This window comes from Pseudomonas sp. CCI1.1 (assembly GCF_034348165.1).
Classification (GTDB): domain Bacteria; phylum Pseudomonadota; class Gammaproteobacteria; order Pseudomonadales; family Pseudomonadaceae; genus Aquipseudomonas; species Aquipseudomonas paracarnis.
Map to the genome: position 1 here is coordinate 6,521,105 of NZ_CP133780.1, position 22,245 is coordinate 6,543,349.

Genomic DNA, 22,245 nt, shown 5'->3' on the forward strand with positions numbered 1-22,245 from the left:
GATCAGTTTTCAGCAGGCTTTTCAGCCCTTGTCGGGTGTTCGTTCTCATCTGCATGCAACAACGCCGTGTAGTCTTGCCCGCCGTAAAACACCCCCACTATCGATACCGTTTTGAAGTCAGGCTTCACCCTGAACGCAATAATGGTGCTGCGACGATAGTGAGTGATGCGCAAGTCTTTCAGCAGGTTGTCACGGTGCATGCCGCGCAAGGGAAACAGGGCAAGGCTTTCGCAGTAGCTGACAAGATTGTCGATAAAACGCACCGCTACAAGAGGGGAGCCCACATCGCTGATGTAGTCTTCGAGGGCATCGAGCTGCGCCAAGACCTCGGGCGAAAAAACTACCGAGTAGCTCACGCTTGCCCTGTGCCTTTGCCCCGTCGTCTGGCGGCCATATGTTCGCGGACCTGTTCTGGCGATAACCCAAGCTCAGGCTTCGCCTCAAGGGCGGTCGCTGCTGGGATGACTTCGTCTCTGAGCCAATCTTCCATGGCACGATCACGCGCCAGCAACGCCCGCAGGCCATCGCGAATCACTTCACTTTCGCTGGCATATTCGCCAGCAGCCACCTTGGCTTTGACCATGGCAGCCATTTCAAGGGGCAAGGTGATGCTCATTTGCTGGGTTGAGCGCATGGGGTTATCCGCCAGGGTTGAGTAGGATTCAATCCTACTCGACCCTTGGCGCGATGCAAGAAGCAACTGATCGATGCCGATGCCCGGCGACTCGTCGTCCATCCAGAAGGGGTAGGTTTCCATGAGTTGCTACGTCTCCAGTTGTGTAGGTCAGGCCCCAAGTATTGACCCGTTTTGGCGATCGCGTGGCCGCAGGCGGCCGATAACTTGCTGATATGTATGACTTCATATGTGTAACAGGATGATCTCGGCAAACCGTCTCGGCATACATGGCGCCCCACCGGCTCCCATACGATAATGCTTGCCACCTCGACCACCTTTGGCCAGCCTCCCGTGATCATCAACTTCGACCTCAACGACCTCCAAGCCTTCCGCGCCGTGGTGGACAAGGGCAGTTTTCGTGGCGCTGCCGAGGCCATCCGTATCTCGCAACCGGCCCTCAGCCGGCGTATCGAAAAGCTCGAATCCGCGCTGGATGTAAAGCTGTTCGAACGCACCACGCGGCGGGTCAGCCTGACCATGGTCGGGCGTGCGTTTTTGCCCCAGGTGGAGCGAATGCTCGATGATCTGGACATCGCCTTGATGGGCATCAGCAACGTCGCGTCCACCCGCATGGGCAACGTCACCATCGCCTGCGTGCCGTCTACCGCGTACTACTTCATGCCCCACGTGATCTCCGAATTCCATAAGCTGTACCCGAAGATTCGCCTGCGGGTGTTGGATGCCAGTGCCGGCGAGGTGTGCAATGCGGTGGCCAGCGGCGAGGCGGACTTTGGTGTGAGTTTCAGCGGCAGCCTGGCCGATGAGGTGGAATTCGAGTTGCTGTTGCAGGAGCGCTATGTGTTGGCGTGTCGGCGTGACCACCCGTTGGCTGAGCGTGACAGCGTGAGCTGGACCGAGGCCTATGAGCATGACTACATCGAGGTGGATAAGACGTCGGGCAACCGCTTCCTGCTCGACCAGGCCCTGCGAGGGGTGCGGGTGAAAAAGCCGAGTATCTGCGAGACGCACCACGTGACCACGATGATCGGGCTGGTGGAGGCAGGGTTGGGCGTAGCGATGGTGCCGTCGATTGCGATGCCGGCGCACACTCACCCGATTCTGGTCAGTGTGCCGCTGGTGGAGCCCCAGGTGCTGCGCAATGTGGGCTTGATCAAGCGCCGCGGGCGGACATTGCCACCGGCGGCGCTGGAGTTGGAGCGGTTGGTGCGGGAGATGCCGTTCCGGTCAGCGTGACACCGAGTCCAGGCCGGTGGATTGCACCTCTGGCTGGGTCTCGGGCGATGCCATGAACTGCAACAGCGCCTTGGCCTGCTCCGGGTGTTCGGCGTTCACCGGAATGCCCGCGGCAAAGCGCGTCACCGACTGCACGTCTTCCGGGATCTTGCCCACAAACGTTACACCCTTGACTGGCAACAGCTCCGCCACTTGTTGCAAGCCGACCTCGTAATCGCCCTTGGCCACCTGCTCGCCCACCGGCACGCGTTCGATCATGGTGCCCTTGGCCGGCATGCCGAGTTTCTTGAACAATTGCTTCTCGACATACACGCCGCTGGCGCTATCCGAATAGGCCACCGACTTGGCTTGGCTCAGCACAGCCTTGAGCTCGGCGTCGGTATTGATCGAAGGTTTGGCCGCACCTTCCTTCACCACCAGGCCGATCCGCGAGTCCGCCAATTCCACGCGGGAGGCGGGGTCGACTTTGCCTTGTTTGATCAATTCGTCCAGGGCATAGCCGACCATGATCACCACATCGGCGTGCTCGCCACGGGCCAGGCGGTTGGGAATCGCTTCCGGCGCCTTGCCCATGGACGGGCCAAGAATGGTCTCGAGGGTGTCACCACTTTGCTTGGCGTATTGCGGGCCGAGCAACTTATACGCGGCGGTGAAGCCGCCCGAGGTCATGACTTTGAGTTGCTCAGCCTGGGCGGCCAGCGCCAGGGTGCCGAGGACGACAGCGGTGAGGGTCTTGAACAGCGGCTTCATTGCGCGGCCTCCTGCAGGACTTGGCCACGGGTATTGGCGCGGCGATACAACGCCAGGGTCGAACACAATGCACACAGCGCGGCAAAGATCATCCAATACGCAGGTGAAGCCTTGTCTTCAGTGATGTGAATGAACCAGGTGGAGATCGCCGGGGTAAAGCCACCGAACACTGCTGTCGCCAGGCTGTAGGCCAGGGAAAAACCCGCCACACGCACTTCCACCGGCATGATTTCAGTCAACGCCGGGATCATCGCGCCGTTATACATGCCATACAGGAACGAGAACCACAGCAGGGTTTCCAGCATGTGCGCAAAGCTTGGTGCGTTGACCACGTAGGACAATGCCGGATAAGCCGTAAGGACAGTCAGCACTGTCATGGCAATCAGCACCGGTTTGCGGCCGAAGCGGTCGCTTAACGTGCCGCCGATTGGCAGCCAGAAGAAGTTCGAAATCGCGACCAGCAAGGTCACCAGCAGGGCGTCCGAGGTGCTCAGGTGCAACACGGTTTTGCCGAAGGTCGGTGCGTACACAGTGATCAGGTAGAACGCGGTGGTGGTCATGGCCACCATCAGCATGCCGCCGATGACCACGGTCCAGTTCTTCACCAGGGTCGCCATCACTTCACGCATGGTCGGGCGATGCTTGCGGTTGGCGAACTCTTCGGTTTCCTGCAAGTTGCGACGCAACACGAAGATAAACGGAATGATCACGCAACCGACGGCAAACGGAATACGCCAGCCCCAATCGGCCACCACCGCAGGTTCCATCCACACGTTCAGGCCATAACCCAGGGCCGCGGCGACGACGATGGAGATCTGTTGGCTGCCCGACTGCCAGCTGGTGTAGAAGCCTTTACGGCCCGGCGTAGCCATTTCGGACAGGTACACCGACACGCCACCCAGCTCCGCGCCGGCCGAGAAGCCTTGCAGGAGGCGCCCCAACAGCACCAGAAACGGTGCCCATAGGCCGATGGTCTGATAACTGGGCACCAGTACGATCAGCAGCGTACCGCTGGCCATGATCGACAAGGTCACGATCAAGCCTTTGCGACGGCCCACGTCGTCGATGTAGGCACCCAGAATGATCGCGCCCAATGGACGCATCAGGAAGCCAGCGCCGAACACGGCGAAGGTCATCATTAATGACGCAAACTCATTAGCGGCCGGGAAGAACGCGGCAGCGATATAGGTGGCATAGAAACCGAACAGAAAGAAGTCGAACTGTTCGAGGAAATTGCCCGAAGTAACGCGCAATACAGCGCCTACTTTGGAGGGGGCAGCCGCAGGCCGGGAAGGGGTCGTCATGGTTTTGTGTCTCCAGCGTTCTTTTTAAAGTGCTTGTTTCGCTTAAGACTTGGGATAGTGGCTGACACATTTAGAAATGATAAGTGACTAATTTGGATGAATTGATGCGTATTGGCTATCAATCTGGGCCGGCTTCAAAACAGCCTGCTGTGTTCTATGCTTGAAGCTGTGTCCGATTCTTATGAGCGCAGACCTTTATGGGGAACGAACAGAAGCAGCACCACGAGCCGGAGCGTGAAGAGCATCGGCAGAAGCCTGAAGAAGAAAAGCCGCAAACCTGGAAGCATCCGGACGACGGCACCGAGCTTTCCGAGCGTGACCAGGAGCGTCCGCTCAAACCCTGAGTAACAGGTCAAACGCGGTCAAATTGTGGGAGCGGGCTTGCCCGCGATGGCGGTGTGTCAGTCAACCAATGTGTGACTGACACACTGCATCGCGGCCAGGCCCGCTCCCACATGTCTATGTGCTCACGCTCATTGGCGGGAAATCATTTGACATATTTGATTTGTGATCACATATTGAGGCCATAACAACCACAACACAGGTTTTGCCTCATGACCGATGGTCCGCTCCTCCTGCCCACCTTGCGTCAGGTGTCCCGCGATACCTTGCAAGACCAGGTCTACCGCCAGATCCGCGAAGCGCTGATGAGTGGCCGTTTCCAGCCTGGCCAGAAACTCACCATCCGTGGCCTCGCCGAAGCGCTCGGCTCCAGCCCCATGCCGGTACGTGAAGCGTTGCAACGCCTGAGCGCCGAAAACGCCTTTGAAGTCACCGAAACTTCCCGCCTGCGAGTGCGTTTGATGACCGCCGAACGCTTGCGTGAAATTCGCGACACGCGGGTAGCCCTTGAAGGCTTGCTGGCGGAAAAAGCCGTGCTGCTCCTGCAAAAACACGACCTCGACGAAATCACCGATCTGTGCAACCAGATGCAACACGCCGCCGATGAGGTCGACGTATCCCGCTACCTGTGGACCAACTTCGCCTTTCACCGTCGCATTTATGCAGTGGCCCAGGCCGAATTGACCATGGCAGCGGTGGAGAATTTCTGGCTGCACATGGGGCCGTGTTTTGCCCTGGTCGCCCCCGATAAAGCCCACCTGCAACGTTCGATGGAAGCGCATACGCGCATCGTTGAAGCCCTGGCTGCCCGCGATGGCGCCGGCGCGCGGGCAGCGGTGACCGACGACATCATGCAGGCCGCCGATTCCCTGGCGCGCTTGCTCGTCAAAAACGACCGTGCGCGGTCGTCTGTATCAGGAGGTAAACGTGCATGAGTGTCCTACAACGGCTACAGCCTTATCCTGGGTTACGTGTGTTGATTTCCGGCGGGGCTGCCGGCATTGGTGAAGTGTTGGCCGCGGCCTATATGGAAGCCGGCGCCCAAGTGCATGTGTGTGATGTGAGCGAGCCGGCGCTGGCGGCGTTTCGGGATAAATACCCTGGCAGCGTCGCGACCCGCGCCGATGTCAGCGATGCCGCGCAGGTCGAGGCGGTATTCAAGGTGCAGCGCGAGCAGTTCGGCGGTTTGGACGTGTTGGTCAACAATGCCGGAATTGCGGGGCCTACGGGAGGTATCGACACCATCAGCGACGCCGAGTGGCAAGCCACCATCAACATCAATCTCACGGCCCAATACCGCTTTGCCCACCACGCAGTACCGCTGCTCAAGGAATCGTCCCACGGCCATTTGCTGCATATCGCCTCGGTGGCGGGGCGGCTAGGCTACGCGTGGCGTACGCCCTATGCGGCGACCAAATGGGCCATTGTCGGCCTGATGAAATCCTTGGCTTCGGAGTTGGGCGAGAGCGACATCCGCGTCAACGCCTTGCTGCCCGGCATTGTCGAAGGCCCGCGCATGGACGGTGTGATCCGCGCCCGCGCTGAGCAACTCGGCGTGCCCGAAGCTCAGATGCGCCAGGAATACCTCAACAAGATCTCCCTCAAGCGCATGGTCACCGCCGAAGACGTGGCTGCCATGGCCTTGTTCCTCTGTTCGCCCGCCGCACGCAACGTGACCGGCCAGGCGATCAGTGTCGACGGTAACGTCGAGTACCTGTAAGCCACGCAAGCACATATCGCGCTGCACCCAGGATTTTTTTCATAAGAATAAAAGTCGGAGAATCGTCATGCCCAAAAATCGCCCTGTCATCATTACCTGTGCTGTTACCGGCGCCATTCATACGCCGTCGATGTCACCGCATTTGCCCATCACCGCGCAGCAAATCGCCGACGCAGCCATCGGCGCCGCCCAAGCTGGCGCGGCCATTGTGCACTTGCATGCCCGTGACCCGATTGATGGGCGCCCTAGCCAGGACCCGGCGCTGTTCGCCGAATTTTTGCCGCAGATCAAGGCGGCCAGTGACGTGGTGATCAACATCACCACCGGCGGCGCGCCGACTATGGGCGTGGAGGAGCGCCTGCAACCGGTGATGCAGTTCAAGCCGGAATTGGCCTCGTTGAACATGGGGTCGATGAATTTCGGGCTGTACGAAATGCTCAACCGCTTTACCGAGTTCCAGCACGATTGGGAACGCCCGTATCTGGAAGAGAGCGACGACCGGATCTTTCGCAACACCTTCCGCGACATTGCCCACATCCTTAATGCCTGTGCCGATAACCGCACCCGCTTTGAAATCGAGTGCTACGACATCGGCCACCTCTACACCGCCGCGCATTTCCTGGAACGCGGCCTGCTCAAACCACCACTGTTTATCCAGTCGGTGTTTGGTCTGCGTGGCGGCATCGGTGGGCACCCGGAAGACCTGGCGCACATGCGGCGCACTGCCGACCGCCTGTTTGGCGATGACTACGTGTGGTCGATCCTCGGTGCCGGGCGTGGGCAGATCCCGCTGGCGACCATGGGCCTGTCCATGGGCAGCAACGCACGGGTGGGCCTGGAGGATTCGTTGTGGGACGGGCCGGGCAAGCTGGCGGCTTCGAATGCCGACCAGGTACGGCGCATTCGCACGGTGATCGAGGCTCTCGGCCACCGCGTCGCCACGCCCGATGAAGCGCGGGAAATCCTCGGGCTCAAGGGGCGTGACCAGGTCAATTTCTGATCCCGTTTATTTATCGACAAAAAGGCCGCGTCATGACGTGGCCGACATTCCCGCACAACAACAATAAGGGGATCACACCATGCGTATCGAAGTGCCCAAGCACGTCAAGACCGGTTCACCCCGTGAACCGCAGGCCCTCAACAGACTGATGTTTGCCAAGTTGATGCCACTGTTGATCATTGCCTACATTCTGAGCTTTCTGGATCGCACCAACATCGCCCTGGCCAAGCATCACCTGGACGTCGACCTGGGTATTTCTGCCGCCGCCTACGGGTTGGGCGCCGGACTGTTTTTCCTGACCTATGCACTGTCAGAAATCCCCAGCAACCTGATCATGCACAAGGTTGGAGCGCGGTTCTGGATCGCCCGCATCATGGTGACCTGGGGCCTGATCTCTGCGGCGATGGCGTTTGTGCAGGGCGAAACGTCGTTCTACGTATTGCGCCTGCTGCTGGGTATTGCCGAAGCCGGTTTATTTCCCGGTGTCATGCTGTACCTGACCTACTGGTTCAACCGCGAACAGCGGGCGCGCGCCACCGGGTATTTCCTGCTGGGCGTGTGCTTTGCCAACATCATCGGTGGCCCTGTGGGCGCGGCTTTGATGCGTATGGACGGTATGCTCGGCTGGCACGGCTGGCAGTGGATGTTCCTACTCGAAGGCCTGCCCGCCGTGGCGTTTGCCTGGGTGGTGTGGCGCAAGTTGCCGGACCGTCCGAGCAAGGCGCCGTGGCTGTCGGCCGAAGAAGCACGCGGTATTGAACAGCGTATCGCCCAGGAAACCGAGGAAGGTGCGGGGGCGGGCGGCCATGCGTTGAAAAACTGGCTGACGCCGCAAATCCTGCTGGCGATCTTTGTGTATTTTTGCCATCAGATCACCCTCTACACCGTGATCTTTTTCTTGCCGAGCATCATCAGCAAATACGGCGAGTTGAGCACCATGAGTGTCGGCCTGCTGACCTCGTTGCCGTGGATCGCGGCGGCACTGGGTGCGGTATTGATCCCGCGTTTTGCGACCACGCCCGGGCGTTGCCGCCGGCTGCTGGTCACTGGGTTGCTGACCATGGCATTGGGGCTGGGCATTGCGTCGGTGTCGGGGCCGGTGTTCAGCCTGTTGGGTTTTTGCCTGTCTGCAGTGATGTTTTTTGTGGTGCAGTCGATCGTGTTTCTCTACCCGGCCTCGCGCCTCAAAGGCGTGGCCTTGGCGGGAGGGCTGGGGTTTGTGAATGCGTGCGGGTTGTTGGGCGGCTTTGTCGGGCCGTCGGTGATGGGCGCCATTGAGATGAGCACGGGCAATGCCATGAACGGCTTGAAAGTCATTACCGTGGTGTTGGTGGTGGCTGCGTTGTCGGCTTTACGCCTGCGCCAGGGCCAGGAAGCGTCTCACACCAGCAACGAAGTGGGGAATCCGGAAGCCAGCACCAGGTAAACCAGCACCGCCGCCAGGCACAAGCCGACAAATGCGCGCAGCAGTGTCCTGGCGGTGGGGTGCACAATGAATTTGATGGCCCAGAGCAAAGCCCCGCTGAGCAGGACGCTTAAGGCGAAAATGACCAGCACAAGGGGGTACCTGCAACCTTCAAGACCTGATTTATAGTCCCAAACCCGTTTATTGAACAGTGCGCACATAGACGCAGCCCCGCAGCCTTCCTAAACTGCCGCTTGTCTTGGGCAAAGGGGCAGGCGCCGATGAATCGCAATGAATTACGCAAGGCCGACATCAACTTGATGGTGGTCTTCGAAGCACTGATGCTCGAGCGCAATGTGACGCGGGTGGCGGAGAAGCTGTTTCTCGGCCAACCGACCATCAGCTCGGCCCTCAACCGCCTGCGTACCCTGTTCAACGACCCACTGTTTATTCGTGTCGGCCATCGCATGGAGCCTACGGCGCGCGCCGAGGAGATCATCCAGCACCTGTCGCCAGCCCTGGACTCGCTGTCTTCGGCCCTGAGCCTGACCCATGATTTCGACCCGTCCATCAGCACCATGACTTTCCGCATCGGCCTGTCCGATGACGTGGAGTTCGGCCTGCTGCCACCCTTGCTGCGCGCCTTGCGCCAGGAGGCGCCGCAGGTGGTGTTTGTGGTGCAGCATGTGGATTACTGGCGCATTCCGGACTTGTTGGCTTCCGGCGATATTACCGTCGGCATCACCCAGACCCGCGGGCTGCCGGCCAATGCCAAGCGCAAGCTGTTGCGGCACATCCGCCCGTGCCTGCTGCGCGCCGATGCCTCGGACACACCGCTGACCCTCGACGAATATTGCGCACGGCCCCACGTGCTGGTGTCCCACACCGCCAACGTCGCCGGGTTTGCCGATGAGTGGCTGGCAGAAGTGGGTCGCAAACGTCATGTGGTGCTCTCGGTGCCGCAATACAGCTCGTTGCCGGCCTTGCTTGCCGGCACCGACATGATCGCCAGCCTGCCCGATTACACCGCCCAGGCCATGGCTGCCAGCGGGAACCTGTTCTGCGAGCCGTTCCCGTTCGAAACCCCGACTCTGGATTTGTCGATGGTGTGGCTCAGCCATGTCGACACCGACCCGGCGGAGCGCTGGATGCGCTCGCGGCTGGAGGCATTCATGAGTGATAGAGGGCTGGTGGCCAAGGCTTGAGGTGTTTTTCCGTGGTATATAGCTTGGCATCTTCCTACAAAAAACTCGGAGAAAAGCATGCCGCACCTGCACTTGGAACACACCGCCAACCTGACGCAACTGGACATCGACAAGGCCCTGTTGCGCCTTAACCATGCGTTGGTGGCCTCCGGTCAGTTCGGCGCCGAGTTCGACATCAAGAGCCGTGCGGTGGCGGTCGAGCGATTTCGGGTCGGCACTGGCCTGGGTGAGCGCGGTTTTGTCGCGGTGCGTCTGGCGTTATTGAGCGGGCGTTCACCGCAGATCAAGAAGCAGCTATCAGAAAGCCTGCTGGCGGTGCTTCAGGACCTGGGCCCGTGGCCCGAAGGTGTGCAGGTACAACTGAGTGTCGAGCTGCTGGATATTGATCGCGATTCCTACAGCAAAATCGCCATCGGCTGACTTCCACCATCGCCATCCAATTACAAAAGGCCCTGATCCGCACACACCTTCACCACTTGCTCCCGAAACCAGGTATTGGCGCTGTCCTGCCCACTGGTTTCGTTCCACTGCATATCCAGGGTGAACCCCGGCAAACCGTTAGGTGCTTCGCAAACACCGAATGCCGGCGCCGGTGCCAGTAACTTTTGCACGCGGCGGGGCAGGGTGACGATGAAGTCGGTGCCGGCAATCATCTTCAATGCCGCGCTGTAGCTGTTGGCCCGTGCAATCACCTGACGCTTGCGCGCCTGGCGCGCAAGCCAGCCGTCGATCATGTTGGTGTCGGAGGTCCAGGGTGTGGGGAATACGTGGCGCCGCTCAACGAAGGACTGCAGGCTGAACGCCTGTTCCCTCGGCGCTGAGCGTTGGTCGCACACGCAGACCAAGTCGTCCTCCAACAGCATCTGGGTCTTGAAGTCTTTGTGAGCGCGGTGAAAGTGCGGGCCGAAACAGATCACCAGGTCCAGGCGACCCTCACGCAGGTCGTCGGCGGGGATGTCGGTTTCCAGCTTCTGCACGTTGACGATCACCGGCAGGTCGGCATGGTCGAAACGCTTCAACAGGCGCGGCAGAATCAGCTGCTCGAAATATTCCGGCGCACACACATTGAAGGTCACGGCCTGTTGGGTCGGATCAAAAGCCTGGCCACCGGCATGGCACAGGTTGATGCTTTCCAGAATCTTCTGCACATGCTCGTACATGGTGGTGGCCTTGTACGTAGGACGCATGCCTGCGCGGGTGTTGATAAACAGCTCATCTTCAAAGCTGGTGCGCAGCTTCTTCAGGCTATAGCTCACGGTGGACTGGCTGACGAACAGCGTTTCAGACACCTCGGTAACGCTGCTCTGGTCGTAGACGGCGATAAACACCATCAAATCCTGCATATCGAGCTTTCTGAGCAAGTTACTGTTTAGCATCGGTTTCGTCCGTAAACCCTTTGTACCGAACTCAGTACAAGACTGAGCAAAATGTTAACGGAACGCTCGTACCAATAGAAAGCGCTGTAGGACCTTTCAATGTTTTGGGTGGGACAAAAAATGTTTTTAATACGACGTCAGCGGATATGGCGTGCGTAATGCGCCGGGTTGAAACGCATGACGATCAGCAGCATCAGCCCGCTCACTGCCATCAATGACCACCAGGCCCATTCGAAGCTGCCCAACTGGTCGCGGATCATGCCGGCGATCAGCGGCGACAGGCCGGCGATCAGATAACCGATGCCCTGCACAAACGCGGTAAGGCCACCGGCACGGCGCGGGTTGTCGAGGTGGTCCAGGGACAGGATCAGGCTCATCGGGAACAGGCCGCCAATCCCCAGGCCTAGCAGGCAGGGCCACAACAGGCTCCAATGTTGCGGGCTGAGGATTAGGCCGCAGAAACCCAGGATGATCAGCACCAGCAGCACCGCCACCACGCCGCGTTTATCCTGGCGGCGGTTGGCGATGGCCGGTGTGACCAGGCCGGAGATCACTTCCATGGCAGTCAAGAAACCCAGCAGCAAGCCGGCATTTTGTTCACTCCAACCCTGCTCGACGTAGTACGGCGCCAGCCATGCCAGCACACAGGTGTAGGACGCGGTGCCGAGGCCAAAAAAGATCGCCAGCAACCAGGCGCGGCGATTGCTGAAAAAAGCCTCCTGGGGGCCCGAACCGGCGTGGGGTAAGGGCGGCAGGGCCGAACGCTGCGCATACCAGAACACCAGGGCCAACAACGCCAGCAGTGCCCAGATCGCCAGGCCGATACGCCAGCTGCCGGTCTGGGTTTGCACCAACGGCGAGAACGAAGCAGCCAGGGCCGCGCCGCCCATGATCGCGGTGACATACAGGCCCATGAATAACGAAACATTGGCGCTGAAACGCGACTTGATCAGCGCCGGCATCAACGCCTGGATCAGCGCAATGCCGACACCCGCCGCAATGGCACTCGCGATCAGCTCCAGTGCCGAATCCAGGAACAACCGCGACACAGTCGCCAGCCCAATCACCAGCAACGACACCACAATGCTGCGATGCTCGCCCACGCGCTTGGCCACGCCCATGCCAAAGAACATCGCCAGGCCCATGGCCATGACTGGCAACATGGTCAGTAAGGCGGCGGTGGTGAAACTTAGCGGCACATCCGCACGAATCGACGCCAATAACGGCCCCACGGCCGCCATCGACGGACGCAAATTGAGGGCGACGAGCACCACGCTGATCATCAGCCATAGTGCGCAGGTGGATTTTGCCTGAACGTTTTCCATGGGCCTGCCTTGAATGCACAAGGGCGAATCAGGCCATGGAGTGTGTAGCGGGGCAAATCAGAAAGTCGCAGGGGCTATTGAAAAAATGCGGATGCGAAGTGGTGAGGTAAAAGCGCATTGGGCGTCGGCTGTCAGGCCGTCACGGGAGCAAGCTCCCTCGCCACAGGCCCAACTTAGCGGGATTACAGACTCGGCAACTCCCACCGCGCCTGGTCGATTTCAAGCAATGTGGGCCCCTGGCGATCAGCGGCGGCACGTAAAGCCGTGCGCAACCCTTCAATGCCATGGACGCTTTGTGCCGCGCAGCCCAGAGCCTTGGCCACACCGATAAAGTCCGGCGTGTAGATGTCCACACCCACCGGCTCGATGTCACGGTTGACCATGTACTTCTTGATCTCTTCATAACCCTGGTTATTCCACAACAGCACGATCACCGGTGTACGGGCCTCCACCGCGCTGGCCAGTTCCGGCAGGGTGAATTGCAAACCGCCGTCGCCGATCAGGCACACCACCGGTTGGCCATCGCCGCGCCCGAGCCAGGCCCCCATGGCGGCGGGCAGGGCATAACCCAGGGTGCCGTAACCGGTAGAGGCGTTGAACCAGCAGCGTGGGTGGTCGAGGTTCAGGGTCAGGTTGCCGCTGTACACCGGTTGAGTGGAGTCGCCCACGAACACTACGCCCGGCAGTTCCTCCAGAACGGCGTTGAGAAACCGGGTTTGCGCGCGCGTCGCAGCGTCCCACGTAGGTTCCAGCTCGGCCCATAAACGGGCGACGCGTGCTGTGCCCCAGTCGGTAGTGCGCGGCGTCAGCGGCTGGCGGTTGATTTCGGTGAGCAGGGCCTGGGCGGCGATGCGTGCGTCGGCCACTAGTGCCACTTGGGGCGGGTAGTTGCGTACGGTCTGGTCCGGGTCAATATCGATGCGCAACAGCGCACCGGGAATGTTGAAACCACCGGCGAAGGTGACGTCGTAGTCGGTCTCTGCCAACTCGGTGCCGATCGCCAATACCACGTCAGCCTCAGCCACCAGGGCACGGGTGGCGGGCAGTGTTTGCGTGGAGCCGATCAGCAGCGGGTGCGCGGCCGGCAACATACCCTTGGCGTTGATGGTCAGGGCCACGGGCGCGCCGAGGGCTTCTGCGAGGCGGGTCAGTTCGGCGGCTGCGTCAATGGCGCCGCCACCGGCCAGGATCAGCGGGCGCTTGGCCGCAGCCAGCCTCTGGCTCATCTGCTGCACGGCCGCCGGTGCCGCGCCAGCGCGGGTGACGCTGACAGGCGTGCTACCCAGCAACGCGTCGGCATTTTCCACCAACACATCCAGGGGGATCTCGATATGCACCGGGCGCGGCCGACCGGCCTGGAACAACGCAAACGCCCGCGCCAGCACGGCGGGCAGTTCAGCCGCCGACATCAAGGTGTGGGAGAACGCCGCCACCCCGGCCACCAGCGCGCTCTGGTTCGGCAGCTCATGCAACTTGCCGCGCCCACCGCCCAGTTGGCTGCGTGACTGCACGCTGGATATCACCAGCATCGGGATCGAGTCGGCATAGGCCTGGCCCATGGCCGTGGTGATATTGGTCATGCCGGGGCCGGTGATGATAAAGCACACGCCGGGCTTGCCAGAGGTGCGCGCATAACCGTCGGCCATGAAGCCGGCGCCCTGTTCGTGGCGCGGGGTGACATGTCGAATGCTGGAGCGCGCCAAGCCCCGGTACAGCTCCACGGTATGTACGCCGGGAATGCCGAATACGTGGTCCACGCCGTAGCGTTCCAGGAGGTGCACCAATACTTCGCCGCAGGTCGCCATACAGGTCGCTCTTGTGATGGGGTCGAAGCGCTATTGGAGCGGTTGGCCGGTGGCGGCAACAATCGATAAAAAGTCATACTCGCCATGTCCTCCCGTCATGGCTGCGCCCCGATGAAACGCCTCCCACCGTTACCTGCGTTGCACACCTTCTGGGTCACAGCCCAGTGCTGCAACTTCACCCGTGCCGCCGAACACCTGCACATTACCCAGGGCGCGGTGAGTCGACAGGTGGCCGGGTTGGAAAGCCAGTTGGGCTATGCCTTGTTTCAGCGCCAGGCGCGTGGCTTGAGCCTGACGGAGGAGGGGCGCGAATGGCTGGCATGCGCGCAACAGGTGTTTGGCTTGCTCGCTGACGCGGTGGAGCACATCGGTGACCGGCGCCGCACCTTGCAGCTCAAAGCGTCCACCTGCGTGATGCGCTGGTTGTTGCCGCGCTTGCTGCACTGGCAAAAAGAACGCCCGGATGTGCCGGTGGAGCTCACCACGACGGTGGCCTATAACGTCGACTTTCGTCGTGAGCCGTTTGACGCGGCGGTGATCTACGGGCCCATCGCCGAGCAGTCGGCCGAGGCGCGGCATCTGTTCGACGAGCGTCTCACGCCGGTCTGCGTGCCTGGGTTGCTGGGCAGTTTGCGTACGCCGCAGGATTTGCAGCATCAGGTACTGTTGCACCCGACCCGAGACGAGCGCGATTGGACGTTGTGGCTCAAGGCTGCCAATGCCTGCTTGAGCGACCCCATCCAACGGCACCACTTCGAAACCTTGGACTTGGCAATGACCGTAGCGTCCCAGGGCTCCGGGGTGGCGATGGGCGACAGTGCGTTGATTGGCGAGGATCTGAGGGCGGGGCGGTTGGCGATGCCGTTTGAACTGCGGGTGTCGACGGGGATGGGGTATTTCCTGGTGTATCCGCCGGGGAAGGAACCGTCGGTTGGGTTGGTCGCGCTGATGGATTGGTTGGTGAGTGAGGCCAGTGTGGGATGACAGCCTACGCCTATCTACCTGACTCGCCGCGATCCAACTGTGGCTGGCTTGCCTGCGATGACGGCCTGAAAGCCAACGCCTATCTACCAGACACCCCACGATCCAACTGTGGGAGCGGGCTTGCTCGCGAAGGCGGACTGACAGTCAACACAGTTGGATTGTGTACATATCCATTGCTGCGGTAACGGCCGCTTAGGGTTCCGCTCTGACAGCGGGTCACTTTGGAAAAGAGCCGGAATGCCGGCCCAGCCCAAAGTAACCAAAGGGCTCTTGCCCCACCACTCGGCACCTCGCCTAGGCTCGGTGTGCCCGTAATCCGCCAGTGATTTTGGGGGCCGCCGCCCCGCGCCATTCATGGCGCGGGGCGGTTAAACCGGCATCCCTGCCGGTTTACCCCCCAAATCACTGTCGAATTCCGGCCAGCGTGGTTTAACGGGGCGCCTAAGATCAAGATCAAAAGCAGATCAAAAGCAGATCAAGAGCGGCTCGCTTCGCATCGTGGTTAGCGTTGACGGCGTTGGGTCAGTAACCGACCGTAAAGCGCTGGCGCGAGTGCTTCGGTGTTTCCACTTCATCCAGCATGGCGATGGCGAAGTCGGCAAAACTGATCGAGCTGTTGCCGTCACTGTCCACCAGCAGATCATCCGTGCCCAGGCGGAATTTGCCGGTGCGCTCGGTGCCGTCGAACAGGGCCGATGGCGACAGGAAGGTCCAGTCCAGTTCCTTTTCCTGGCGCAGCGTTTCCAGGAATTGCGCCCCGGCACTGGCTTCAGCTTTATATTCAGCCGGGAACCCTTCGCTGTCGATCACGCGCCCGCCACCGGGCAACAGCAGTGAACCGGCGCCGCCGACCACCAACAAACGTTTCACACCAGCCTTTTTCACCGGGCCGATCACGGCGCTGGCGGGAAGTGTGGCGAAGTGCGCCGCGCTGATCACCACGTCGCTGCCGCTGATGGCGTGTTGCAAGGCTTCGGCATCCAGGGCATCAACCTGTTTGACCGTAACGCCAGGACGCACAGCCAGCTTGTCGGTATTGCGGGCGATGGCGATGACGGTATGCCCTCGGCGCAGCGCTTCTTCCAGCAGTTGGCTACCGGCGCGGCCAGTGGCACCAATGATTGCGATCTTGCTCATGATGTTCTCCAACAGGGTTAAGGTTTAAAGCCAGTTACCACTTCATTTCGCCCTTGGCGACTTTGGCGCTCAGTTCCAGCGAGCTTTCGTCGGCGAGGGTGGGGTAGCGTTTTTTCATGGCCGCAATCAGGGCGGCGGAGTCCTTGGCCTTGGCGGTTTCGAGGTCGAAGGCCTTGATGTAATCGGCGGTGAAGGTGACCGAGGCCAGCGATGGCGTGCCCAGGTAGTGGCCCGGCACCACGGTGTTCGGCTTCAGGTCTTCAATGCGCGTGAGGGTAGCCAGCCAGTCTTTATGGGATTGCGCGCTCTGGGTATCGGCCATCCAGACGTGGATGTTTTCAGCGACCACCACACCACCGACCACGGCCTTGATCGACGGAATCCACACAAAGCTGCGATCTGGCTGCGGGCCGTCAAGGCCAACCACTTCAAGCTGTTGCCCTTCCAGGGTCAGGCTGTGGCCTTTAAGCACTTGCGGCACAAGGGTCTTGGCCGGCTTGTCGGCGCCCATTTTCGGGCCCCAGAAGGCCAGCTTGTCGGCGACGGTGGCGTTGATATGGTCCACCACTGGCTGTGGCGCCAGCACTTTGGCGTCGGGGAAGGCGGCGGTCAGGGTGTCGAGGCCGAAGTAGTAGTCCGGGTCGCCATGGCTGATGTAGATGGTGGTCAGGTGCTTGCCGCTGGCGCGGATCTTCTGCACCAGCTGCTCGGCTTGGCCTTTGCCGAATTGCGCATCCACCAGGATCGCGTCTTTCTCGCCGCTCACCAGCACCGAGCTGACCGGGAAGATTGCGGCCTCGCCTGGGTTGTACACGTCGAGTTTCAGCTCTGCCGCTGCTGCGTGGGCAGCGAAGGCCAGGGCGGCGGTGGCCAGGGTCAAGCGTTTGAAGGTCGAGAACATCGGGCAGCTCCTGCCATCGGTAAGGGATGCACAGAGCTTAGTTGCATAAAACACGACAAAAAATGCGATGCTGGGACATAGTTTGTTTCTAAAATCGGGCAAATCATGGATCGTCTTCAAGCAATGCGCGTGTTTGTCACCGTGGTGGACCTGGGCAGCCAATCCGCCGCTGCCGACCACCTTGACCTGTCGCGCCCGGTGGTCTCGCGCTACCTGGCCGAGCTGGAAGACTGGGTGGGCGCACGCCTGCTGCACCGCACCACGCGCAAGCTCAGCCTCACCGCCGCCGGCGGAGAAACGCTGCCGCGTTGCCGGCAATTGTTGGAACTGTGCGGTGATATGCAGGCCGCCGTCAGCGAGCCCGATGATGCGCCCCGAGGCCTGTTGCGCCTGAGCGTCAGCACTTCGTTCGGCCAGGCGCAGCTGGGCGCGGCGATTGCCGAATACGTCAAGCTTTACCCCCTGGTGACGGTGGATTTGCAGATGCTTGATCGCACGGTGAACCTGGTGGACGAGCGCATCGATCTGGCGATCCGCACCAGCAACGATCTGGACCCCAACCTGATCGCCCGGCGCCTGACCGTATGTCGCTCGGTGGTGTGCGCCACACCGGCTTATCTGCGCGAGCATCCGGCGCCGCAGAAGGTCGAAGACCTGGCCCGGCACAACTGCCTGACCCACTCTTACTTCGGCAAGAGCCTGTGGCATTTCGAAGAAAACGGAGAGCACGTGTCGGTGCCGGTCCACGGCAATATCACGGCCAATGAGGCCAGCACGTTGATGCGCGTGACGCTGGCCGGGGCAGGGGTGGCGATGCTGCCCAGTTATCAGGCCGGTGAGCTGATTCGCAGTGGGGAGTTGGTGCGCTTGCTGCCGCACGCCGAGCCGCGACAGATGAATATCTATGCGGTGTACGCCTCACGCAAACACATGCCTTCGGCGCTGCGTAGCCTCCTGGATTTCCTGGTGCTGCGGTTTCCCGAAGAGCCGGTTTGGGACATAGGGCTCTGAGGTGAAATAAGCGCGCTGAATGGCAGCGCATCATGGCAAGTTGCCCTGACTGACCTATGCTTTAAACAGCACCCTGTAGATCCGTTCAGAGGTCTGTGCCATGAGCATCAAAACCAGAAAGTACCTGACGATTTTCACCCTCTGCGCATTGGCGACAGCGCTGTATGGGACTGCCGCCTACCGCGTCGAGCAAACACGCATGCAGCCGGCGGCATTCGCCATCAGCTGCCATCAGGACCAATGCGTTCCCCGCACCGGCAGTTTCAGTGCGCTCAGGTAGGCTGCTCTGCCTTCAGTTGTTCACGAAACGCCTTGGGTGAAAAACCGACCCTGCGGCGAAACAGCCGTGAGAAATTGGTCGGGTCGGAAAAGCCCAGCACCTCGGACATCTCGTTGATGGTCATGCTGGTGTAGGTCAGCAGGCGCTTGGCTTCCAGCAACTGGCGGTCATGCATGATCTGCAACGCCGGTTGCCCACCCAACTCCCGACACGTCCCGTTCAAGTGTGAGACCGAGATACCCAGCTTGTGGGCCAGGTCTTCAATCTTGGGGTGTTCGCGGTAATGCTGTTCGACCAGTTGCGTAAACCGCCGAAAGTACTCACGACCCCGTGGCGCCCGTGGGTGGCGGCGCTGGATCGCCTGGCGGCTGACCCACACCAATAACACGCTGACCAGGGCGTGCAGCATCATGTCCCGTGCCGGTTGGTCATCGGCGTATTCGTCCTGCAAACGTACGAACAGGCTGTTCAAGTAATCGCTGTCCTTGCCCGCCGGGTAGCTGCCGAGTGTGTGCAGGCCATCGATGGTAGAGCCCAGTTGCGCCTGCAAGTGGCTGACCAGCGGTGCCGACAGCGTTACCACAAACCCTTCCACATCCTCGGAAAAACGAAAGCCGTGCACGCAAAGCGGTGGCAGCACTTGTAGGCTCGACTCATTGAGCGTGGTGCGCTGGCCTTCGATTTCCAGTTGTGCCTGGCCTTTGTGCACATACAGCAACTGGCACAGGTCCGCGTGCCGGTGGGGCTGGATTTCCCACTGGTATTCCCGACTGCGCCGGGAAATGGTTTCGCAGTGCAACAAATCGGGAGTCGGCCACTGCTGGCTTTCCCCGTAAAGCTTGAAGACCGGAATCGCGGTTTTGGTCATGGTTTCAATCCGATACTCAGGATAGTGGTTCGGTAATCGCCCCGATTGGCGAAAAGCACAGGTTTTGACGCAGTTTTCACCTTCTTATGAGCCTCACTCAAGTGAAAAATGTCAGCCACAAGAGCAATGACAACTCTTTCACTCCATACGTTCGCGTGAAGCTTGAAGGTCATAAAAATAATGAAAACCCTGAAAACCCAAGTCGCCATTATCGGTGCCGGTCCTTCCGGATTGCTGCTCGGCCAACTGCTGCACAATGCTGGCATCCAGACCCTCGTTCTAGAGCGTCAGAGCGCCGATTACGTACAAGGCCGTATCCGCGCCGGTGTGTTGGAACAGGGCATGGTCGACCTGCTGCGCGAAGCCGGCGTCAGCCAACGCATGGACGCCGAGGGTCTGGTGCACGACGGGTTTGATATTGCCCTCAATGGCCAACTCACTTCCATCGACCTCAAGGCCTTGACCGGCGGCCAGTCGGTGATGATCTACGGCCAGACCGAGGTCACCCGCGACCTGATGGCCGCCCGCGCAGCCGCCGGTGCCATCACCCTGTACGAAGCCTCCAATGTTCAACCCCATGACCTGAAAAGTGAACAGCCCTGGCTGACCTTCGAGCATGAAGGCCAAGCCTTTCGCCTGGAGTGCGACTACATTGCCGGCTGCGACGGTTTCCATGGTGTGGCCCGCCAGTCGATACCGGCGCAAGCGCTGAAGGTGTTCGAACGCGTCTACCCCTTCGGCTGGCTGGGCGTGCTGGCCGACACGCCGCCGGTACATGCCGAACTGGTGTACGCCAAACATGCGCGGGGTTTTGCGCTGTGCAGCATGCGGTCGCCGACCCGCAGCCGTTACTACCTGCAAGTGCCGGTCGAAGAGAAGCTGGAAGACTGGGCGGATGAACGTTTCTGGGATGAACTCAAGAGCCGCCTGCCCGGCTCATTGGCCGAACAATTGGTGACCGGCCCGTCGATCGAGAAAAGCATCGCGCCGCTGCGCAGCTTTGTGGTGGAACCCATGCAGTACGGGCGCCTGTTCCTGCTCGGCGATGCCGCGCACATTGTGCCGCCCACCGGTGCCAAGGGCTTGAACCTGGCGGCCAGTGATGTGAGCACCTTGTTTCGCATCTTGCTCAAGGTGTACCACGAAGGGCGCCTGGACTTGCTGGAAAAATACTCGGCAATCTGCCTGCGCCGAGTGTGGAAAGCCGAGCGGTTTTCCTGGTGGATGACCTCGATGCTGCATCAGTTTCCCCAGGCGGACGCCTTCAGCCAGCGCATTGCCGAGAGCGAGCTGGACTATTTCATCCACTCCCAGGCCGGGCGCAAAACCATCGCAGAAAATTACGTCGGCCTTCCTTACGAGCCTATCGAATAGCCTGCTATCGTATCGAGCATTCCCACCGGTGACCGTTGCCTGTGGGCCCTGCTCGAAGGTTCTGCCGTGACTCACCTCAATCAGCCCGCTCCAATCGTTCCCGCCGTGCGCAGTATCCTGGTCGCGCTGATGATGGCGATCTTCCTGGGTGCCCTGGACCAGACCATTGTCGCCGTGTCCATGCCGGCCATTTCCGCACAGTTCCATGACGTCAACCTGCTGGCCTGGGTGATCTCCGGCTACATGGTGGCGATGACCGTGGCGGTGCCGATCTACGGCAAGCTCGGTGACCTGTATGGGCGCCGGCCCATGATGCTCATTGGCATGGGCCTGTTCACCCTGGCGTCGTTGTTTTGCGGCCTGGCGCAAAGCATGGAGCAACTGGTGCTGGCTCGGGTTCTGCAGGGTATCGGCGCTGGCGGGATGGTCTCGGTGAGCCAGGCGATCATTGGCGACATTATTCCTCCCCGCGAACGGGGACGTTATCAGGGGTATTTCAGCAGCATGTACGCGGTGGCCAGCGTGGCCGGGCCGGTGCTGGGCGGTTATATGACCGAGTACCTGTCGTGGCGCTGGGTGTTTTTGATCAACCTGCCACTGGGCGTCGGCGCCTGGTACGTGGCCCATCGCACCCTGGTGGGGCTGCCGGTGCCGCAGCGCAAGCCGATCATCGATTACCTCGGCACGGTGCTGATGATCGTCGGCCTCACCGCCTTGTTGCTGGGCATCACCGAAATCGGCCAGGGCCATTCGTGGCGTGACGATCAAGTGCTGGGGTTGCTGGCCTGCGCACTGCTGGCGTTAAGCGTGTTTGTGTGGCACGAACGCCGCGCACGGGAACCGCTGTTGCCGATGCACTTGTTTGCCAACCGCAATGCGGTGTTGTGCTGGTGCACGATTTTCATCACCAGCTTCCAGGCGATTTCCCTGACGGTGCTGATGCCCCTGCGCTACCAGACCGTGACCGGCGCCGGTGCCGACAGCGCGGCCCTGCACTTGTTGCCCTTGGCGATGGGCTTGCCGATGGGCGCGTATTTCGCCGGGCGCATGACCTCGGTGACCGGCCGCTATAAACCGATGATCCTCAGCGGCGCGGTGTTGAGCCCGCTGGCGATTCTCGGCATGGCCTACAGCGCGCCCCAGGCGGTGGCGCTTACCAGCGTCTTCATGTTGTTGTGCGGTATCGCCGCCGGCATGCAGTTCCCGACCTCGTTGGTGGGGACGCAGAACTCGGTGGAGCAACGGGATATCGGTGTGGCCACCAGCACCACCAACCTGTTTCGCTCCCTGGGCGGGGCAGTGGGGGTGGCTTGCATGTCGGCGTTGCTGCTGGCGCTGTTGCACGATTCCAGTTTCGCCCATTTGACGAGCGGCGCACTGGTGGCCGAAGGCAGTTCCGGCAACGTACTGCTCGACGGCCTCAACGCCGCACCCGGCCCGGCGCAGGATGCGTTGCGCGGCGAGCTGGCGGTGACGTTCCGGCATTTGCTGATGGTGAGTGCGGCGGTGTCGCTGCTGGGGTTGGCAGCAGCGATAGCGATGCCGAATCGGGTACTGCGCGGCCGTGAAGACAAAGTTAGATAAGCGG

General features: G+C 60.8%; 23 protein-coding genes. 13 read left to right on the plus strand and 10 right to left on the minus strand.

What is annotated here, in order from left to right:
* Positions 1-2: 2 nt before the first annotated feature.
* Both RHM69_RS29805 and RHM69_RS29810 read right to left on the minus strand, forming a co-directional pair.
* Positions 3-356, minus strand: a complete 354-nt coding sequence (locus RHM69_RS29805) for a type II toxin-antitoxin system RelE/ParE family toxin (RefSeq protein ID WP_014717452.1) — start codon at positions 354-356, stop codon at positions 3-5.
* The gene (locus RHM69_RS29810; RefSeq protein WP_200599226.1) at positions 353-757 is read right to left on the minus strand and encodes a ribbon-helix-helix domain-containing protein; all 405 of its coding nucleotides are present in this window, start codon (positions 755-757) and stop codon (positions 353-355) included. The genes RHM69_RS29805 and RHM69_RS29810 overlap by 4 nt, the downstream gene beginning before the upstream one ends.
* Positions 758-967: 210 nt before the next feature.
* Between RHM69_RS29810 and RHM69_RS29815 the strand changes: the two genes are divergently transcribed.
* Entirely contained in the window at positions 968-1,870 is a 903-nt protein-coding gene (locus RHM69_RS29815; protein ID WP_020301045.1) for a LysR family transcriptional regulator, read from the plus strand.
* On the opposite strand, the gene RHM69_RS29820 is transcribed toward RHM69_RS29815, so the two are convergent.
* Both RHM69_RS29820 and RHM69_RS29825 read right to left on the minus strand, forming a co-directional pair.
* Positions 1,862-2,620: a substrate-binding domain-containing protein gene (locus RHM69_RS29820; RefSeq protein WP_200599227.1), complete on the minus strand. Its 759-nt coding sequence runs from the start codon at positions 2,618-2,620 to the stop codon at positions 1,862-1,864. The two genes, RHM69_RS29815 and RHM69_RS29820, sit on opposite strands and share 9 nt — an antisense overlap.
* Positions 2,617-3,924, minus strand: coding sequence for an MFS transporter (locus RHM69_RS29825; RefSeq protein WP_014717456.1), 1,308 nt, complete (start codon positions 3,922-3,924; stop codon positions 2,617-2,619). Before RHM69_RS29825 ends, RHM69_RS29820 begins: the two co-directional genes overlap by 4 nt.
* A gap of 197 nt (positions 3,925-4,121) precedes the next feature.
* On the opposite strand from RHM69_RS29825, the gene RHM69_RS29830 reads away from it, so the two are divergent.
* The 7 genes from RHM69_RS29830 (at position 4,122) to RHM69_RS29860 (ending at position 10,016) form a co-directional block, all read left to right on the plus strand.
* Positions 4,122-4,268, plus strand: coding sequence for a hypothetical protein (locus RHM69_RS29830; protein WP_014717457.1), 147 nt, complete (start codon positions 4,122-4,124; stop codon positions 4,266-4,268).
* A gap of 210 nt (positions 4,269-4,478) precedes the next feature.
* The gene (locus tag RHM69_RS29835) at positions 4,479-5,201 is read left to right on the plus strand and encodes a GntR family transcriptional regulator (protein ID WP_014717458.1); all 723 of its coding nucleotides are present in this window, start codon (positions 4,479-4,481) and stop codon (positions 5,199-5,201) included.
* Positions 5,198-5,986, plus strand: a complete 789-nt coding sequence (locus RHM69_RS29840) for an SDR family oxidoreductase (protein WP_014717459.1) — start codon at positions 5,198-5,200, stop codon at positions 5,984-5,986. Before RHM69_RS29835 ends, RHM69_RS29840 begins: the two co-directional genes overlap by 4 nt.
* Positions 5,987-6,053: 67 nt before the next feature.
* On the plus strand, positions 6,054-6,986 hold the full coding sequence (locus RHM69_RS29845) for a 3-keto-5-aminohexanoate cleavage protein (RefSeq protein WP_019818448.1): 933 nt from the start codon (positions 6,054-6,056) through the stop codon (positions 6,984-6,986).
* A 79-nt stretch (positions 6,987-7,065) separates the two neighbouring features.
* Positions 7,066-8,412, plus strand: coding sequence for an MFS transporter (locus tag RHM69_RS29850; RefSeq protein ID WP_019818444.1), 1,347 nt, complete (start codon positions 7,066-7,068; stop codon positions 8,410-8,412).
* A gap of 260 nt (positions 8,413-8,672) precedes the next feature.
* Positions 8,673-9,596, plus strand: a complete 924-nt coding sequence (locus RHM69_RS29855; protein WP_014717462.1) for a LysR substrate-binding domain-containing protein — start codon at positions 8,673-8,675, stop codon at positions 9,594-9,596.
* Between the two features lie 57 nt (positions 9,597-9,653).
* A complete protein-coding gene (locus RHM69_RS29860) occupies positions 9,654-10,016 on the plus strand; it encodes a 5-carboxymethyl-2-hydroxymuconate Delta-isomerase (protein WP_014717463.1) in 363 nt (120 codons plus the stop codon).
* Positions 10,017-10,036: 20 nt separating this feature from the next.
* Here the strand turns inward: RHM69_RS29860 and RHM69_RS29865 are convergent, their stop codons facing one another.
* The 3 genes from RHM69_RS29865 to RHM69_RS29875 form a co-directional block, all read right to left on the minus strand.
* A complete protein-coding gene (locus RHM69_RS29865; protein ID WP_014717464.1) occupies positions 10,037-10,972 on the minus strand; it encodes a LysR family transcriptional regulator in 936 nt (311 codons plus the stop codon).
* A gap of 137 nt (positions 10,973-11,109) precedes the next feature.
* The gene (locus RHM69_RS29870) at positions 11,110-12,297 is read right to left on the minus strand and encodes a cyanate transporter (protein ID WP_200599228.1); all 1,188 of its coding nucleotides are present in this window, start codon (positions 12,295-12,297) and stop codon (positions 11,110-11,112) included.
* 182 nt (positions 12,298-12,479) lie between these two features.
* Positions 12,480-14,102 carry a 5-guanidino-2-oxopentanoate decarboxylase gene (locus RHM69_RS29875; protein ID WP_122301276.1) on the minus strand — a complete coding sequence of 541 codons (1,623 nt, stop codon included), beginning with the start codon at positions 14,100-14,102 and terminating at the stop codon, positions 12,480-12,482.
* A gap of 111 nt (positions 14,103-14,213) precedes the next feature.
* Between RHM69_RS29875 and RHM69_RS29880 the strand changes: the two genes are divergently transcribed.
* Positions 14,214-15,086: a LysR substrate-binding domain-containing protein gene (locus RHM69_RS29880; RefSeq protein ID WP_060767231.1), complete on the plus strand. Its 873-nt coding sequence runs from the start codon at positions 14,214-14,216 to the stop codon at positions 15,084-15,086.
* Positions 15,087-15,608: 522 nt separating this feature from the next.
* Here the strand turns inward: RHM69_RS29880 and RHM69_RS29885 are convergent.
* Positions 15,609-16,223: an NAD(P)-dependent oxidoreductase gene (locus RHM69_RS29885; protein ID WP_014717468.1), complete on the minus strand. Its 615-nt coding sequence runs from the start codon at positions 16,221-16,223 to the stop codon at positions 15,609-15,611.
* Positions 16,224-16,257: 34 nt separating this feature from the next.
* Entirely contained in the window at positions 16,258-17,124 is an 867-nt protein-coding gene (locus tag RHM69_RS29890; protein ID WP_019818268.1) for an MBL fold metallo-hydrolase, read from the minus strand.
* Positions 17,125-17,229: 105 nt separating this feature from the next.
* On the opposite strand from RHM69_RS29890, the gene RHM69_RS29895 reads away from it, so the two are divergent.
* Both RHM69_RS29895 and RHM69_RS29900 read left to right on the plus strand, forming a co-directional pair.
* A complete protein-coding gene (locus tag RHM69_RS29895) occupies positions 17,230-18,135 on the plus strand; it encodes a LysR family transcriptional regulator (RefSeq protein WP_014717470.1) in 906 nt (301 codons plus the stop codon).
* Positions 18,136-18,235: 100 nt separating this feature from the next.
* Positions 18,236-18,415, plus strand: coding sequence for a hypothetical protein (locus tag RHM69_RS29900; protein WP_003189580.1), 180 nt, complete (start codon positions 18,236-18,238; stop codon positions 18,413-18,415).
* Here RHM69_RS29900 and RHM69_RS29905 read toward each other — a convergent pair.
* Positions 18,408-19,283, minus strand: a complete 876-nt coding sequence (locus RHM69_RS29905) for a helix-turn-helix domain-containing protein (RefSeq protein ID WP_200599229.1) — start codon at positions 19,281-19,283, stop codon at positions 18,408-18,410. The genes RHM69_RS29900 and RHM69_RS29905 overlap by 8 nt on opposite strands.
* Positions 19,284-19,472: 189 nt before the next feature.
* Here RHM69_RS29905 and pobA point away from each other — a divergent pair, with 189 nt between their 5' ends.
* Entirely contained in the window at positions 19,473-20,657 is a 1,185-nt protein-coding gene (pobA, locus tag RHM69_RS29910; protein ID WP_173877509.1) for a 4-hydroxybenzoate 3-monooxygenase, read from the plus strand.
* Positions 20,658-20,723: 66 nt separating this feature from the next.
* Entirely contained in the window at positions 20,724-22,241 is a 1,518-nt protein-coding gene (locus RHM69_RS29915; RefSeq protein ID WP_322255438.1) for an MDR family MFS transporter, read from the plus strand.
* The last annotated feature ends 4 nt before the right edge of the window (positions 22,242-22,245 follow it).